This window comes from Tritonibacter horizontis (genome assembly GCF_001518015.1).
GTDB lineage: Bacteria > Pseudomonadota > Alphaproteobacteria > Rhodobacterales > Rhodobacteraceae > Epibacterium > Epibacterium horizontis.
This window is the reverse complement of record NZ_LPUY01000008.1, coordinates 192,250-207,035: the sequence shown is the minus strand read 5'-3', so window position 1 is coordinate 207,035 and position 14,786 is coordinate 192,250. Positions and strand designations below refer to the sequence as shown.

Below are 14,786 nucleotides of genomic sequence, written 5' to 3'. Positions count from 1 at the left end.
GCCTCTCCGCTTTGAATACCTCTTTTGGAGCTATTGTACAGAATTTTTAGATCCGATTCGGACCTAAATTGAGACTTCCTATTAAAATCAACAGGCCTATACATAGAGTTATAGCAAATTCCCTTTTACTCCAGCACCTTCGGACGACTGATCCATGCCCGTGTTTCAATTAATACTTGTTGCCCTGATTCAGGGCATAACCGAATTCTTGCCTGTTTCTTCCTCAGGTCATCTGATTCTCCTGCCTCAGCTCACCGGTATGACGGACCAGGGTCAGGCCATTGATGTCGCCGTGCATGTGGGGACGCTGGCCGCCGTTGTCCTGTATTTCTGGAGCGATGTCCGTCAGGGGCTGGCCGGGCTGCCCAGAGCCTTGACCGGCCGGCTCGACACCCCGGGCGCGCGGCTTGCCATGGGGTTGATCGTGGCCACCATTCCGACGGTCATTTTTGGGGCCTTCCTGCATTTTACTGGTCTAAGCGACGCGCTGCGCTCGATGGCCGTGATCGGCTGGACCATGCTCGGTTTCGGGATTGTCCTTTATGCTGCGGACCAATGGGGCAAGACCCACAAGACGATGAAGGACTGGGGATTGCGCGATGCGTTCATCATGGGGCTGTGGCAGATGATTGCGCTGATCCCCGGCACATCGCGGTCCGGCATCACCATCACCGGGGCGCGCCAGCTCGGCTACAGCCGCGAAGATGGCGCCCGGGTCGCCATGCTGATGTCGATCCCGACCATCATGGCCTCCGGTCTCCTGCTTGGGACCGAGGTGGCGCTGGATGCCAATACCGCCCTCATGCGGGACATGGGGATCGCGGCCCTGCTGGCCATGCTGTCGGCCCTTGCTGCACTCACCATCATGATGCGCCTTCTGCGGTCGGTCAGCTTTACGCCCTATGTGATTTACCGGGTCCTGTTGGGCATTGTCCTGCTGGCAATTGCCTATAGCTGAAACAGGACCGGCGCAGGGCTAGGCTCCCCGCGCCGGTCACAGCATTACAGTATGGCAGTGGATGCCGGGTCAGGCATCGCCCCGCAGGTGACGAGCGGATTTGGTCAGCTCGTCATATTGACCACTCGGGCGGAATTTCCACAGGTAGTCCGGCAGCACCGACCCCATGGACACGGGCTCGATCCCGAGGTCAGAAATCCCCTTGGCAGTGTCCGCCACAACATTGTCGGACTGCAGGCTTTTCAGCTGATCGCGGGTCAGCAGTGAATTGGTGAACAGCCCGAACGAGGCGGATTGCGCAAGATCAAAGCTGAATGCCATCAGACCTGCGGCAAAATTCGGCAGCGGCAGCACCAAACGGCGGCGATTGATGACCTTGAGCATATCCTGCATCAGGGCAGAGAACGTCTTGACCTCCGGGCCACCCAATTCATAGACGCCGGGCTCCGATTGACCAAGAACGCCGGCAACAGCGGCCTGGGCCACATCGTCAACATAGATGGGCTGGAATTTCGTGCCACCTGCAGCGATGGGCAGAACCGGACCAAGGCGCGTCATCGCCGCGAACCGGTTGAAGAACTGATCCTCAGTACCGAAAATCACCGATGGGCGCAGGATCATCGCACTCGGGAAGGCCGCAAGAACCGCAGCTTCGCCTTCTGCCTTGGTGCGCGCATAGTCGCTTTCACCGTCGGCATCAGCGCCAATTGCAGAAAGATGGACCAGGGTCGCGACGCCGCCCTCGGCGGCGATCCGTGCGATACGGCCCGCACCTTCGGACTGAACCGCCGTGAAAGTATTCTTGCCCACCTCGTTCAGCACGCCGACACAGTTCACAACCGCGTCCGCACCCGCCATCACTGCCGCGACCGAGGCGTCGTCCCGGATATTACAGAACACAGGTTCGACCTGGCCCGGAACGCCATAGGGCTTCACATGCATCGCCTCGTTCGGGCGACGCACCGCAACGCGAACGCGCCAGCCCGCCTTGGCCATGCGGCGCGTAATATAACGACCGACAAACCCGGACCCGCCATAGATGGTGACCAGTTTGGACATGACTTGGCTCCTCTCGCGCTAGCTGTTGTCCCGATCTACCGCCCCAAGCCCTTTCAAACAAGGCGCAAAACGCCACGCGCAGGCCTCATCCCTGCGGAAACGGCCCGGACGCCACAGGATTCTCCGGAAAAACCGAAATATCCGTTTGACGCGTTCTGCGACTCGGATTATACGCCGCCCTCACGACATCTGTGCCCAGATGGCGGAATGGTAGACGCGCTAGCTTCAGGTGCTAGTGTCCGCAAGGACGTGGAGGTTCGAGTCCTCTTCTGGGCACCACTCTTTCCCAATCAAAACCCCCAATCGCAAATTCATGACCCTGAGTTTCGCTCGGGGAAAACCATCGCGAATTCTGCGGCTTATCCCGTCCCGCAAGGCGCAGTCTTTTGCGGCCTCAGTCAATTTTCCACTTGCAGCCGAGGCTGAACCTGCCTAGAACGCCTCACACCTCATCTGTGCCCAGATGGCGGAATGGTAGACGCGCTAGCTTCAGGTGCTAGTGTCCGAAAGGACGTGGAGGTTCGAGTCCTCTTCTGGGCACCACCCCCTACACATTGCCGAACAGCTCGCTAGACTGTCCCTCAGGTTTCAACACAGGGATGGATAACATGCAGGCAAACCTCGATCATTGGCCGGATCGCGTGGATATGGCTGCGGCTTTTCGCTGGACGGCACGGCTGAACATGCATGAGGCGGTCGCCAATCACTACTCGCTGGCGGTGAATGAGGACGGCAGCCGCTTTCTGATCAATCCGAATCAAAGCCATTTCAGCCGGATCAAGGCCTCAGATCTGCTAGAGGTCGATGCCAACGACCCCTCCACAATGGATCGCCCCGATGCGCCGGACCCTACTGCCTGGGGGCTGCATGGTTCCCTGCACCGGCTTTGCCCACACGCGCGCTGCATCATGCACGTGCATTCGATCCATGCCACCGTGCTGGCCTGCCTCGAAGACAGCACCCTGCCGCCGATAGATCAGAACTGCGCCACCTTCTTCAACCGGACCGTCATTGATGACGGTTACGGCGGGCTTGCCTTTGAGGATGAGGGCGCGCGCTGCGCGTCGATGCTGACGGACCCGAAGGTCAAGGTGATGATCATGGGCAACCACGGCGTGCTGGTCATCGGCGCGACTGTCGCAGAAACATTCAATCGGCTCTATTACTTCGAACGGGCGGCAGAAACCTATATCCGCGCGCTGCAGACCGGCCAGAAGCTGCGGGTTCTAAGCCCGGAGGTGGCGGAAAAAACCGCGCAGGAACTTGAAGACTACCCGGATGCCTCTCCCGCCCATCTGGCAGCGCTCAAGGCCATTCTGGACGACGAGGGTTCGGACTACGCCAAATAGCAGGGCTATCCCGAACAGCACGCAACCCAAACAAAAAGGGGTGCCAACGCACCCCTTTTATTCGTTCCGCTCGTAAAGGACCGGCTCAGGCGGCTTCTTCACCCGGCTTTTTGCCCAGGATGATCATCGACAACAGATCGTCATCCGTCACATCCTCAATGTTCACGGTGCCGACCAATTGGCCGTTTTTCATAACCGACGCGCGGTCACACAGCTGCATCACGGCATGCACATCGTGGTCGATCAGGAAAATCCCGATGCCTTGTGCCTTCAGCTGCTGGATCAGCTCCGCAACCATCTGGGTTTCATGCGGGCCAAGGGCAGCCGTGGGTTCATCCATGATCAGGATGCGGGCGTTGAAATAGACCGCACGGGCAATCGCGACCGACTGTCGTTGACCGCCCGACAGGGCTGAAACCGGCTCGTTGAACTTGCGAAAGTTCGGGTTGAGGCGGCCCATGATCTTGCGGCATTCGGATTCCATCGCGGCATCGTTCACAAGCCCCGTCCCGGTGACGATCTCGCGCCCCAGAAAAAGGTTCGATGCCGCATCGAGGTTGTCCGCCAGCGCCAGCGTCTGGTAGATCGTCTCGATGTTATGGCTGCGGGCATCGCGGGGATTGGTGATTTCCACCTTGTCGCCGTTGATGCGGATTTCACCGCTGTCCATCTGATAGGCACCCGAAAGCACCTTGATCAGGGTCGATTTTCCGGCACCGTTGTGGCCAAGCAGGCCAACAACTTCGCCCGGATGCAGGTCAACGCTAACCTGATCAACCGCCTTGATCCCACCGAAGGAAACAGAGATGTCTTTCATCTCGACCATCGGCGTTGCGCCCTGGGCGCGGAGTTCCTTGGGAGTGGTCATCACTTGGCCCCCACACGTTTGCGATAGACGATGTCGATAAAGACGGCTGCAACCAGCACGGCGCCGACAACGATGTTCTGGAACGGCGCGTCTACACCGACCATGGCCATGCCGGACTGAAGGCTTTGCATGATCAGCGCGCCGAGGATGGCGCCGTAGATGGTGCCAAAGCCACCCGACAGCGCGGTGCCGCCGATGACGGCTGCCGCAATGACCCGCAGTTCGTCCAATGTGCCGATGTCGTTGGAGTGGTTGGCCAACCGGGCCGAGGCCACAACCGCCGACAAGGCGCAGAGAAAGCCCATGATGCTGAAGACCTTTACGGTCAGCATACGCGTGTTGATCCCGGACAGCTCTGCCGCGTCGGGGTTGCCGCCGGTGGCAAAGATATAGCGCCCAAGGCGGGTGCGGCGGGCAATCACAGTCATCACAATCGCCACGGCGATCAGGATCAGCACCGAAATCGGCAGCCCGTAGCCCATGGTCAGCCCTTCGGGCATCACCTGGCCCTTGGCTTCGAACATACGTTCCAGGCGGCGCGACGGAATATCATAGGCGTTGAGGACGGCAACAAAGCCAAGGATCGCCCCCGATACCACCAGCCCCATGACGATCTCGGCCCAGACAGGTTTGACCGGGAAATCATGCGCCAGCTTGGCGCGACGGGAATTCCACAGCACCATCAGCGCCAGTGCGGTGGCGATCAGCCCCAGGATCCAGCTGAAGGTGGTGCCAAGGGTGCCATTGGTGCCCCCAAAGATCATGAAGGTGGAATCGAGCGGGCCGATGGTCTGGCCATCGGTCATGTACCAGGCGACGTTGCGCCAGACGAGAAACCCGCCCAGCGTCACGATAAACGCCGGGATCGTCAGATAGCCGATCATCCAGCCGTGAAAGGCGCCAATCAGGGTTCCGGTCGCCAGCCCGACGATCACGGCGACAATCCAGGTGATCGGATGGTTCAGCCCAAGACCAAGCACATGGGGCAGCAATTCGGTCTGTGTCATCGCCATTACGGCGGAACAGGTCGCCAGCAGGGCGCCGACGCTGAGGTCGATATGCCGGGTGACAATCACGAACACCATGCCGGAGGCCATGATCGCAACCGAAACCGTCTGGATTGTCAGGTTGAAGATGTTGCGCGGCGTCAGGAAACGCCCATCTGTCACCAGGTTGAACCCGATACAGAGGATGATAAAGGCGCCAATCATACCCAATAGCCGTACATCCAGCTCCAGTTGCTGGAAGACATTGCGCTTGTTTTGGGGAGTGATTGGCTGAGACGTGGTGTCGGTCATGTCCGGCTCCAGTATTCAGCGATTTGAGTAGCGAGGGGGGGGTGCCTGCGCCCCGGGACAGACCCGGGACACAGAACGAGGTAACTTTAGGTGATCAGTTGCAAGGTGCCGGGCCGCCGGACACACCCTGGCAGAGGGCTTCCTGCGTGATCCAGCCGGCGTCAACAACGGCCGAAAGGTTGTCCTTGGTCACCGGAACCGGGGCCAGGAACTTTGCCGTCATGGTGGTGCCTGCCGGAGAGGTCCAGGAGGTTGCGCCATCAACGTCCGCCATGGCGGTGCCACCGGCGAGCGCAACGGCGATGGAGCCTGCTTCGGCACCGAGGTCACGCGCGTCTTTCCAGACGGAGACGGTTTGGGTGCCCTTGGCAACGCGGTTCAGAGCAGCGTGATCGCCATCCTGACCGGAGACTGGAATACCTTCCATGCCCTGTGCGGTCAGAGCCGCAACAACACCGCCTGCGGTGCCGTCGTTGGACGCCACAACAGCGTCGACCTTATTGTCGTTCGCGGTCAGGATCTGTTCCATGTTGCGCTGCGCGTTGGCGGGCAACCAGCCATCGGTGTAGGCTTCGCCGACGATGGTGATGTCGCCGCTTTCAACAGCTGCGTTGATGATTTCCTGCTGGCCACCGCGCAGGAAGTCTGCGTTCGGATCCGTCGGAGAGCCCTTGATCATGACGTAGTTGCCCTTGGGCATCGCCTCGAACACGGCACGGGCCTGCATCCGACCCACTTCGACGTTGTCGAAGGTCAGGTAGAAGGCGCGTTCGTCTTCGATCAGGCGGTCATACGCGACAACCGGGATACCCTCGTCCGCTGCGGCCTGCACGGCGGGACCAATGGCCTGTGCGTCTTGCGCGAGGATGATCAGCGCATCCACACCCTGTGCGATCAGGCTCTCGATATCGGCGAGCTGTTTAGCGGACGACGACTGCGCATCGGCAGACAGATACGCCGCGCCGGCTTCGTCGAGCGCACCAACGATGGCTGCTTCGTCGGTCTTCCAGCGTTCTTCCTGGAAGTTGGACCAGCTGACGCCGATTGTCAGATCCGCAGCAAAAGCCGAGGATGCAGCGAATGCACTAAGTGCGATAACGGAAAGTCCGTTCAGAAATTTCATATTTTCCTCCCTTGACGTACGGGTCCGTTTCTTGCGTGGCCCCGTAAAGTAGATCCTGTGTAGCAATGTTTTTTTTGAGTTTCAAATTAAATCATGTATCCTTTCCAAATGGAGGCGCGTTTGGGGGGATTCATGATGGTAAATCATGATACTTGGGTGGCGTCCCATATAGGAGGAGGACCAACTTGGCACGATCAGGAAAGCTGTCGTCGACTGGCGATCAGCGGGAAAACGGGCGTCAGCAGATTCTCGATGTGATTCGCACCGCAGGACACATCGCGCGAATCGATATCGCCAAGGCGACCGGCGTCAGCCCCGCCACAGTGACCGCCATCACGGCCGAATTGCTCAGCGCCGGACTGATCGAGGAAGTTGCACCGGATACCACCTCAGAGATACGGCGGGGACGGCCGCGTGTTGCCCTGAAAATTCGCGGCGCAGCACATCGCATTGCCGGCCTCAAGGTGGCGCATCACACGATCTCGACCGTGATCACCGATTTCGTCGGCAAGGAATTGGCGAGCCACGAAATGCCGCTCATCAAGGGCAGGATGCCGCTGCCCGAGCTTTGCGCCCAGATCCGGCGGGCGCTGGAATTCACCTGTCAGAAGGGCGGGTTTGTGATCGAAGACCTCTCGGGTGTTGGGCTGGGCCTCGCTGGGATGGTCGATGCCGAACGCAAGTTCGTCTATTGGTCCTCGTCGCTGGAGGAGCGCAACGTCGACCTTGGCCAGGCCCTGGCCGAAGTGCTCCCCTGCCCAGTCTTCCTCGACAATGATGCAAATCTGGTCGCCAAGGCCGAACATCTGTTTGGCGAAGGACGGACCTGCGATAATTTCATCGTCATCACCATCGAACATGGTGTCGGCATGGGCATTGTGATTGATGGCAAGATCTACCGGGGCAAACGGGGCTGCGGCGCGGAATTCGGTCATACCAAGGTTCATCTGGAAGGCGCTCTGTGCCAATGTGGCCAACGGGGCTGCCTCGAAGCCTATGTCGGGGACTATGCCCTGCTGCGGGAAGCCAATATTTCCAGCGGCAACGAACGACACACCAGTTTGCTGTCCCTCTTCAAAGCCGCCGAAAACGGCGATGCCATGGCCAGATCCGTACTGGACCGCGCACGCCGGATGTTTGCCATGGGGCTTGCGAATGTGGTCAATATCTTTGATCCGTCAAAGATCATCCTGGCCGGCGCGCGGATGACCTTCGATCACCTCTATTCCGACAAGGTCATCGAAGAAATGCAGCAATGGGTCGTCCATGTTGATGCCCCCCTTCCCGAAGTCATCATCCACGACTGGGGCGACCTGATGTGGGCCAATGGGGCCGCCGCCTATGGAATCGAAGAAGTCACCTCTCAAACTGTGAAGGAATTCGCAAATGCTGCGGCCTGACCCCTTTTCGCTTTTGCTGATATCACTGGCCGGGAGCGTCCACGCAGAACAAAACCTTCCGACCTTTGCCCCGGTCCAGATTGCAGAGCATGTTTATGACGGCGGTTGGGAACACTACGTGGGCGGCGGGCTTGCGGTCTTTGACTGCAATGGCGACCAGATGCCGGACCTGTTTGCGGCCGGTGGCGCAAACCCCGCCGCGTTGTTTGTGAACGCAACCCCGGAGCCATCGGGTGACTTGTCCTTTGCCAGGCAAACGCCGGACCCGCTCGCCCTGACCGGTGTAACCGGCGCCTACCCTCTGGACATCAACGGCGACGGCATTCTCGATCTTGCCATACTGCGCGCCGGGCCCGATGCCCTGATGCAGGGCTTGGGAAATTGCCAATTCACCCCGTTTGCCGACCTCGGGTTTACCAGCGCCGAGCAATGGACCACGGGGTTCTCCGCCACCTGGGAGAAAGGGAACACGCTTCCGACGCTCGCCTTTGGCACCTACGTGGATCGCAGCGATCCGGATGGGCCGTTCGGCACGTGTGACGATACTCTGCTTTACCGTCCCGCCGATGGCAGCTACCCCGACGCACAGGCGCTGTCGCCCGGCTTTTGCGCACTTTCGGTGCTTTTCAGTGACTGGAACCGCAATGGGCAGGCCGACCTGCGGCTGTCGAATGACCGGCATTACTACGTTAAGGGCGGTCAGGAACAAATGTGGGCGATGGAACCGTCGCCCAGGCTATATACGCAGGAAGACGGCTGGCGGCCCTACGCGCTCTGGGGCATGGGAATTGCATCGCGCGACATCACCGGAGACGGATTTCAGGACGTCTATCTGACCTCGATGGGCGATCAGAAATTTCAGGTGCAGGACCCAAGCGCAGGCGGCCCGGTCTGGACCGATGTTACCTATGGCTATGGCACCACGGCGCATCGCCCCTATACCGGTGGCGATGGTCGCCCGTCGACAGGCTGGCATGCGGCCTTCGGCGATGTGAACAACGACGGGCGCGACGATATTTTTGTGACCAAGGGCAATGTCGAACAGATGCCGGACGCGGCGCTCAAGGATCCCAACAACCTGATGCTGCAACAGGCCGACGGGCGCTTTGTCGAGATCGGAACAGAAGCCGGCGTGGCCAGTCTGCACCGGGGCCGTGGGGGGGCGCTGGTGGACCTCAACCGGGATGGGTTCCTGGACATCGCCGTGGTGAACCGGCGCGCACCGATGGAAGTCTGGCAGAACGCGGCCACGACGGAGGGCAACTGGCTGCTCCTGCGGCTCGATGCGCCGGGGCCAAACACACGGGGCATCGGCGCCTTTGTCGAAGTCGAGGCAGACGGGCATATCCTCACCCGCGAGGTCACAGTCGGCGGCGGTCATGCCGGCGGCGACATTGGAGATCTGCATTTCGGTCTCGGCCATGCAACCGACGTCAAGGTCCGGGTCCTGTGGCCCGACGGGTCGGTCGGAGCATGGCAGCCAATCCCGGTCAACCAGCGGCTGACGCTGACGCCCTAGGCCCTAGCGGTCGACGGGCAAACCGCTGGGCACGGCGTCTGGAACGCCGAGCCGACCCGCAGCGGCGACATCATCCGTTAAACTGGACAAGAACGACACAATATCGGAAATCTCGGCATCCGTCAGCTGAATTGACGGCAAGGCCACTGCGGCGGCGAGAACAGTTCTTTCGGACTCATTATTATGAACACGCCAATCCTCCTTGCCCTCCAGTTCGGGCAAAATCGCCTCGGACTGGGGATAGGTGGTGAGGCTCGCCACCGGATCGACATGGTGACGGACAATCGCGTCCAAGGTCTGAAAGGCCCCCGTGTGCCCATAGGGAGCGGTCAGAGTGACGTTTCGCAACGAGGGCGTGCGAAAGGCAAAGGCATCCTCGGCCGCGCCAGTCACCCGAATCCGGCCTTCGTCCCGATTGTGCGCTTCGAACCTTGCCGCCTTGCCGGGGCCGAACTGCGGCACCCCCAAGGCGTGAAACCCATGATCGGATTGCAGCCAGCCGCTGTGGCATTCGCTACAGCGCGCAGCGCCATAGAATAGATCCATTCCGCGCAGGGCCGCGTCGGACAAGACGCCCTGACCCAGCATATAGGCATCAAAGGGGCTGTTGTCGGCGCGCCATTCAAAGCGAATGAAATCCGCCATTACATTGGCGATATCGGCAAATGTGATTGGCGCGCCGCGACCGAGCACCGCGTCAAATCGGCTGCGGTACTCCGGGATGTCGGCGACACGCGCTGAAATCCGGTCCCAGGCACCGCCGGGAGTGGAAAGCTGCCCGAGACGGACTGCTTCTGCCACTTCGTTTTCCGAATAATGCCCGGCCATCTCGTCAGCGGACAAGACCGGGAACATGGCCTGAGCCGACAGGGCGTCGTCGAAACCTGCAACCATATCTTCGCCCAGAGGCGTGCGAATTCCACCGGGATGATCCGGGTGATCCTCAAGACGCCCATCATGGAACATCACTGTGAATTCAGGTGCTCCGAGGTTCCACAGGCCGGGCGCGTTGCGCGGAATGCGTTGTTCGGGGAGGTTCTCTGGATCGGGCTTGCGTTCGGTCCCAAGCCCCACGCCCCCTTCGCCAAGTCCGAGCGAAACCGCGTCTCCCGTCCCGAATTTCGGGTGATGGCAGGTGGAGCAGGCAATATTGCGGTTGCCGGACAGAATGGGATCGTAAAACAGCAGCTGCCCCAGTTCGACCGCTGCCATATCCGGGTCCGGAAAAACCGGCCGTGGCCCGAGGTCCGGTTTGTCTGCCGCCTGGGCGACGGGCGCGCACAGCAGCGAAAGAAGAGCAAATAGACGCATCAGATCCACCCGAAATCCAGTCTGAGTTTCTGCACATATGGGCTTTCCGGCGTTGCGATCACGCTCGGAAAATCCCGTTGGTTGACCGCATTTGGAAACCCCTGCGGTTCAAAACAAAGCCCCATCGCCGGCCCCAGAGCCTGCCCGGGCAAACCGCCCTGGTGCGGGTCGAGCGAGGTCGCCGTGTAGATCTGTGCTCCGACCTGATCACTGGTCACGACCATCTGCAACCCGGTTGGCGCTGTCAGCGTCGCCACGGGCAAGCCCCGGTCCCGATCCGGATCAAATACGAGATTTACATTGCTGCCAAGATGCGTCGGGTCCAGCGCGCCAAGGCTGCGCCCAAACCGCATGTCATAGCGGGTGCCATCCAGCTCTGCGATCTCACCGTTCGGGACATTGGTGTCATCCGGCAACAAATAGCGGCTTGCGTCCACCTGAAGCCGATGGTCCCAGATCGGCGAACGACCCCCGGTCAGATTGTAATAGTTGTGTTGTGCGAGGCTGATCGGTGTTGGCGCGCTAACCCGCGCGGTCATGTCGTATTCTACCGCCAGCCCATCGAGCCGCACGGTGACACAGAACGCCACATCACCAGGAAAACCGTTTTCACCCGCCGGCGAGTCGTAGCGGAACCGGGCCTCGGTGTCCGAAATCGGCTCCACATCCCAAAGAACCCGCGCCAGCCCCCGGGGGCCACCATGCAGTTGATCGTTGCCTTCGTTTACGTCGAGGCGATAGTGCGTTTCGCCCAGCGCAAACTGGGCGTTCTTGATCCGACCGGCCACCCGGCCCGCGATCACCCCGAGGTATCCGGGATTGTCAAAATAGGCAGCCGGGTCGGAAAATCCCAATACAAGCGGCAGGTCCGCACCGTCCTGAAGGAGACGCAGATCGCGGGTCACCGCCCCGAGGTTCAGAAGGCTGAGGGAGAGCGCGCCATTGTGCAGGCGCACCTCCTTTAGCATCTGCCCCTCATGCAGGCCGTGATTGACGATCTGCGCCATGTTCATTCAGACGAACCTGTTGAGGACATTTTCCAGATATTCCTGCCGTCCGGAGCGTGGTTTCGGGTTGATCCCGTCGCCTTCCACCTTGGCAACAATGTCTTCGAGCGACAGCTTGCCGGCCAGCATGTCCTGCGCATCTGGACGCTGCCAGCCTGCGTAGCGCTCGGTCACGAAGCTATCCATGGTGCCATCCTCGATCATCGCGGCGGCGGCCTTCAGCCCACGGGCACAGATATCCATGCCGCCGACATGTGCCATCAACAGGTCTTCGGGGTCGATGGACTGACGACGCAGCTTCGCGTCAAAGTTGGTGCCGCCGGTGGTGAAACCGCCGTGTTTGAGGATGTGATAGTAGGCCAGCGCCACTTCGGGCGTGTTGTTCGGGAACTGATCGGTATCCCAGCCAGACTGGTAGTCGTTGCGGTTCATGTCGATGGAGCCAAAGATGCCCAGCGCCTGCGCTGTCGCGATCTCATGCTCGAACGAATGGCCCGCCAGAATCGCGTGACCCTGTTCGAGGTTCATCTTCACCTCGTTTTCGAGCCCGTGACGCTTCAGGAAGCCATAGACAGTGGCTGTGTCATAGTCGTACTGGTGCTTGGTCGGTTCCTGCGGCTTGGGTTCGACCAGGATCGCACCCTTGAAGCCGATCTTGTGCTTGTATTCGACCACCAGGTTGAGCATGCGCCCCAATTGCTGGTCTTCCTGCTTCAGGTCGGTGTTCAGCAGTGTTTCGTAGCCTTCGCGCCCGCCCCAGAGCACGTAGTTTTCGCCGCCCAGGCGATGGGTGGCATCCATGCAGGTCTTGATGGTTGCGGCCGAAAACGCAAAGACATCCGGGTCAGGGTTGGTCGCCGCACCGGACATGAACCGCGCGTTGGAGAACAGGTTGGCAGTGCCCCAGAGCAGTTTGACGCCGGTTTCTTCCTGTTTCTTCGCGAAGTAGTCGACGATCTCGTTCAGGTTGCGGGTGTTTTCGGCAAAATCCGCCCCCTCGGGACGCACATCGGCATCGTGGAAGCAGTAATAGGGCGACTGCAGCAGCGTGAACATTTCAAACGCCACGTCCGCCTTCAGCTTGGCCGCTTCCATCGAGTCCTTGAACCAGGGCCGGTCAAAGGTCTGACCGCCAAACGGATCGCCGCCTGGCCAGACAAAGCTGTGCCAGTAACAGGTTGCAAAGCGCAGATGGTCTTCCATCCGCTTGCCCAGAACAACCTCGTCCGGGTTGTAGTGGCGGAAGGCCAGCGGATTGGTGCTGTCCTCGCCTTCGTATTGAATTTGCGAGATATCGCCAAAAAATCCAGTGGTCATGTCATCAGTTCCTTCATCTTCGGGTAGAGGGCGCGGTAGCGGTCATAAGAAGCGTCAAAGGCTTCGGCCAGCTCCGGGCGTGGATCTATGGTGTGAGAGGTGGGCGGTGCGGTCATGACACTGGCCAAATCCGCACCTGTGGCGGCCATGGCCAGGCGCGCCGCACCGAGGGCGGCACCGAATTCGCCCTTGTCGGGCAGGTCCAGCGGGATGCCGAGCACGGTGGCCAGGGTTTCGACCCAATAGGGCGATTGGGTGCCACCGCCGACCGCAAGCAAGCGGGTCAGATCGGTCTGCGTCCCTTTAAGCGCCTCCAGACAGTCACGCAGGGCAAAGGCGACGCCCTCCATCACGGCTTGGGTCATTTCGGCCGGACCATCGCCAATGTCGAGCCCCACGAAACTGGCGCGGATGCTGGCATCATTATGCGGTGTCCGCTCGCCGGACAGATACGGCAGGAAGGTGATTGAAGAGGGTTTTTCGATCCGGCTCGGCAGTCGCTCGGCCAGGGTGGCGGGGGTCTGCCCCAGCGTGCGCGACAACCAGTTCAGGCAATCGGTCGCGGCCAGAATGACGCCCATCTGGTACCAGGTCTGGGGCACCGCATGACAAAATGTATGCACGGCCGAAGCCGGATCGGGGCGATAATGTCCCTTTGCCGCCAGCAACACACCGGATGTCCCGAGGCTGACGAACCCTTCACCCTCGCGAAAACAACCTGCGCCGCAGGCCGCCACGGCATTGTCGCCGCCACCGCCAGCCACAACCACAGCGGCCCGAATGCCCCAGTCCTGCCGGAGCGCGTCACGCAGCGTGCCGCCGGGAGCGGAGCCTTCGACCAGCTCCGGCATCTGATCCCGGCGCATGCCTGACGCCTCAAGAAGCTGCGAAGACCAGTCGCGCGCGCCCACGTCCAGCCAGGACGTGCCGGCGCTGTCGGACATATCGGAGATGAACTCGCCAGTCAGCCAGTAGCGGACATAGTCCTTTGGCAACAGCACTTTGGCGATACGTTGAAAGATCTCTGGCTCATGCGCCTTGACCCAGGCCAGCTTGGGCGCGGTGAAGCCTGGAAAGACAATATTGCCAGACAGGTCCCGCACGCCGTCGGTTCCATCCAATACGGCAGCCTCCGCCGCGGAACGGGTGTCGTTCCAAAGGATGCAGGGCCGCAAAACCTTGCCGTCACTGTCCAGCAAGGTTGCCCCGTGCATGTGACCACTAAGCCCGATACCGCGCAATTGCGCCAATGCGCCGGGGTGAGCGGACCGCAGAGCCGCGACAGCTGTCTCACAGGCCGTGATCCAGTCCTGCGGATCCTGCTCGCTCCACCCGGTGTGAGGGTGTGAAACCCCATAGGATGCATCCGCCACGCCAATGACATTGCCGCCCTCATCAGACAGCAACGCGCGCAGCCCCGACGTTCCCACGTCAAGACCCAAATACATAGTATCTCCTCCCAATCGCCAGCTGCGCAGGCCATTTGGCCCCACACAGATTTATTTCGGCAGGTAAAATAAAACAGAGGTGACAATCGTTGTCAATCTGCCTTAGATCGAAATGGAGCCCTCAAATGC

12 protein-coding genes and 2 tRNA genes are annotated in these 14,786 nt (G+C 60.4%); 6 read left to right on the top strand and 8 right to left on the bottom strand.

Features of this window, described 5'->3' with window-relative positions:
• The first annotated feature begins 154 nt into the window (after window positions 1–154).
• Window positions 155–958: an undecaprenyl-diphosphate phosphatase gene (locus tag TRIHO_RS01295; RefSeq protein WP_068239564.1), complete on the top strand. Its 804-nt coding sequence runs from the start codon at window positions 155–157 to the stop codon at window positions 956–958.
• Window positions 959–1,027: 69 nt separating this feature from the next.
• On the opposite strand, the gene TRIHO_RS01290 is transcribed toward TRIHO_RS01295, so the two are convergent.
• Window positions 1,028–2,017 (bottom strand): complex I NDUFA9 subunit family protein, encoded by a 990-nt coding sequence (locus TRIHO_RS01290; protein ID WP_068239561.1) that lies wholly within the window; start codon window positions 2,015–2,017, stop codon window positions 1,028–1,030.
• A gap of 193 nt (window positions 2,018–2,210) precedes the next feature.
• Here TRIHO_RS01290 and TRIHO_RS01285 point away from each other — a divergent pair.
• The 3 genes from TRIHO_RS01285 to TRIHO_RS01275 all read left to right on the top strand — a co-directional run bounded on the left by TRIHO_RS01285 (window position 2,211) and on the right by TRIHO_RS01275 (window position 3,366).
• Window positions 2,211–2,296 (top strand) — tRNA-Leu (locus TRIHO_RS01285).
• 178 nt (window positions 2,297–2,474) lie between these two features.
• Window positions 2,475–2,560 (top strand) — tRNA-Leu (locus TRIHO_RS01280).
• 65 nt (window positions 2,561–2,625) lie between these two features.
• Window positions 2,626–3,366: a class II aldolase and adducin N-terminal domain-containing protein gene (locus tag TRIHO_RS01275; RefSeq protein ID WP_408646151.1), complete on the top strand. Its 741-nt coding sequence runs from the start codon at window positions 2,626–2,628 to the stop codon at window positions 3,364–3,366.
• 85 nt (window positions 3,367–3,451) lie between these two features.
• On the opposite strand, the gene TRIHO_RS01270 is transcribed toward TRIHO_RS01275, so the two are convergent.
• From TRIHO_RS01270 to xylF, 3 genes are all read right to left on the bottom strand, one after another.
• Window positions 3,452–4,234, bottom strand: coding sequence for an ATP-binding cassette domain-containing protein (locus TRIHO_RS01270; protein WP_068239555.1), 783 nt, complete (start codon window positions 4,232–4,234; stop codon window positions 3,452–3,454).
• Window positions 4,234–5,532 (bottom strand): sugar ABC transporter permease, encoded by a 1,299-nt coding sequence (locus tag TRIHO_RS01265; protein WP_068239552.1) that lies wholly within the window; start codon window positions 5,530–5,532, stop codon window positions 4,234–4,236. The genes TRIHO_RS01270 and TRIHO_RS01265 overlap by 1 nt, the downstream gene beginning before the upstream one ends.
• Before the next feature lie 94 nt (window positions 5,533–5,626).
• Complete coding sequence (xylF, locus tag TRIHO_RS01260) at window positions 5,627–6,655, bottom strand: D-xylose ABC transporter substrate-binding protein (RefSeq protein WP_068239550.1); 1,029 nt, start codon at window positions 6,653–6,655, stop codon at window positions 5,627–5,629.
• A gap of 185 nt (window positions 6,656–6,840) precedes the next feature.
• On the opposite strand from xylF, the gene TRIHO_RS01255 reads away from it, so the two are divergent.
• Window positions 6,841–8,055 carry an ROK family transcriptional regulator gene (locus TRIHO_RS01255; protein WP_068239547.1) on the top strand — a complete coding sequence of 405 codons (1,215 nt, stop codon included), beginning with the start codon at window positions 6,841–6,843 and terminating at the stop codon, window positions 8,053–8,055.
• Window positions 8,042–9,574 (top strand): CRTAC1 family protein, encoded by a 1,533-nt coding sequence (locus TRIHO_RS01250; protein WP_068239544.1) that lies wholly within the window; start codon window positions 8,042–8,044, stop codon window positions 9,572–9,574. The genes TRIHO_RS01255 and TRIHO_RS01250 overlap by 14 nt, the downstream gene beginning before the upstream one ends.
• 3 nt (window positions 9,575–9,577) lie before the next feature.
• On the opposite strand, the gene TRIHO_RS01245 is transcribed toward TRIHO_RS01250, so the two are convergent.
• The 4 genes from TRIHO_RS01245 to xylB are packed head-to-tail and all read right to left on the bottom strand — an operon-like array spanning window position 9,578 to window position 14,657.
• On the bottom strand, window positions 9,578–10,885 hold the full coding sequence (locus TRIHO_RS01245) for a cytochrome-c peroxidase (protein ID WP_068239926.1): 1,308 nt from the start codon (window positions 10,883–10,885) through the stop codon (window positions 9,578–9,580).
• On the bottom strand, window positions 10,885–11,898 hold the full coding sequence (locus TRIHO_RS01240; protein WP_068239541.1) for an aldose epimerase family protein: 1,014 nt from the start codon (window positions 11,896–11,898) through the stop codon (window positions 10,885–10,887). Before TRIHO_RS01240 ends, TRIHO_RS01245 begins: the two co-directional genes overlap by 1 nt.
• Window positions 11,899–13,209 (bottom strand): xylose isomerase, encoded by a 1,311-nt coding sequence (gene xylA, locus TRIHO_RS01235; protein ID WP_068239539.1) that lies wholly within the window; start codon window positions 13,207–13,209, stop codon window positions 11,899–11,901. It abuts the gene before it with no gap.
• Window positions 13,206–14,657, bottom strand: coding sequence for a xylulokinase (xylB, locus tag TRIHO_RS01230; RefSeq protein WP_068239536.1), 1,452 nt, complete (start codon window positions 14,655–14,657; stop codon window positions 13,206–13,208). Before xylB ends, xylA begins: the two co-directional genes overlap by 4 nt.
• Window positions 14,658–14,786 lie beyond the last annotated feature (129 nt).

What these genes read in the sequence shown, in the direction of transcription:
- TRIHO_RS01295 (WP_068239564.1), top strand. Translation starts at nt 155, where the DNA reads ATGCCCGTGTTTCAATTAATACTTGTTGCCCTGATTCAGGGCATAACC.
- TRIHO_RS01290 (WP_068239561.1), bottom strand. Translation starts at nt 2,017, where the DNA reads ATGTCCAAACTGGTCACCATCTATGGCGGGTCCGGGTTTGTCGGTCGT.
- TRIHO_RS01275 (WP_408646151.1), top strand. Translation starts at nt 2,626, where the DNA reads ATGCAGGCAAACCTCGATCATTGGCCGGATCGCGTGGATATGGCTGCG.
- TRIHO_RS01270 (WP_068239555.1), bottom strand. Translation starts at nt 4,234, where the DNA reads ATGACCACTCCCAAGGAACTCCGCGCCCAGGGCGCAACGCCGATGGTC.
- TRIHO_RS01265 (WP_068239552.1), bottom strand. Translation starts at nt 5,532, where the DNA reads ATGACCGACACCACGTCTCAGCCAATCACTCCCCAAAACAAGCGCAAT.
- xylF (WP_068239550.1), bottom strand. Translation starts at nt 6,655, where the DNA reads ATGAAATTTCTGAACGGACTTTCCGTTATCGCACTTAGTGCATTCGCT.
- TRIHO_RS01250 (WP_068239544.1), top strand. Translation starts at nt 8,042, where the DNA reads ATGCTGCGGCCTGACCCCTTTTCGCTTTTGCTGATATCACTGGCCGGG.
- TRIHO_RS01245 (WP_068239926.1), bottom strand. Translation starts at nt 10,885, where the DNA reads ATGCGTCTATTTGCTCTTCTTTCGCTGCTGTGCGCGCCCGTCGCCCAG.
- TRIHO_RS01240 (WP_068239541.1), bottom strand. Translation starts at nt 11,898, where the DNA reads ATGAACATGGCGCAGATCGTCAATCACGGCCTGCATGAGGGGCAGATG.
- xylA (WP_068239539.1), bottom strand. Translation starts at nt 13,209, where the DNA reads ATGACCACTGGATTTTTTGGCGATATCTCGCAAATTCAATACGAAGGC.
- xylB (WP_068239536.1), bottom strand. Translation starts at nt 14,657, where the DNA reads ATGTATTTGGGTCTTGACGTGGGAACGTCGGGGCTGCGCGCGTTGCTG.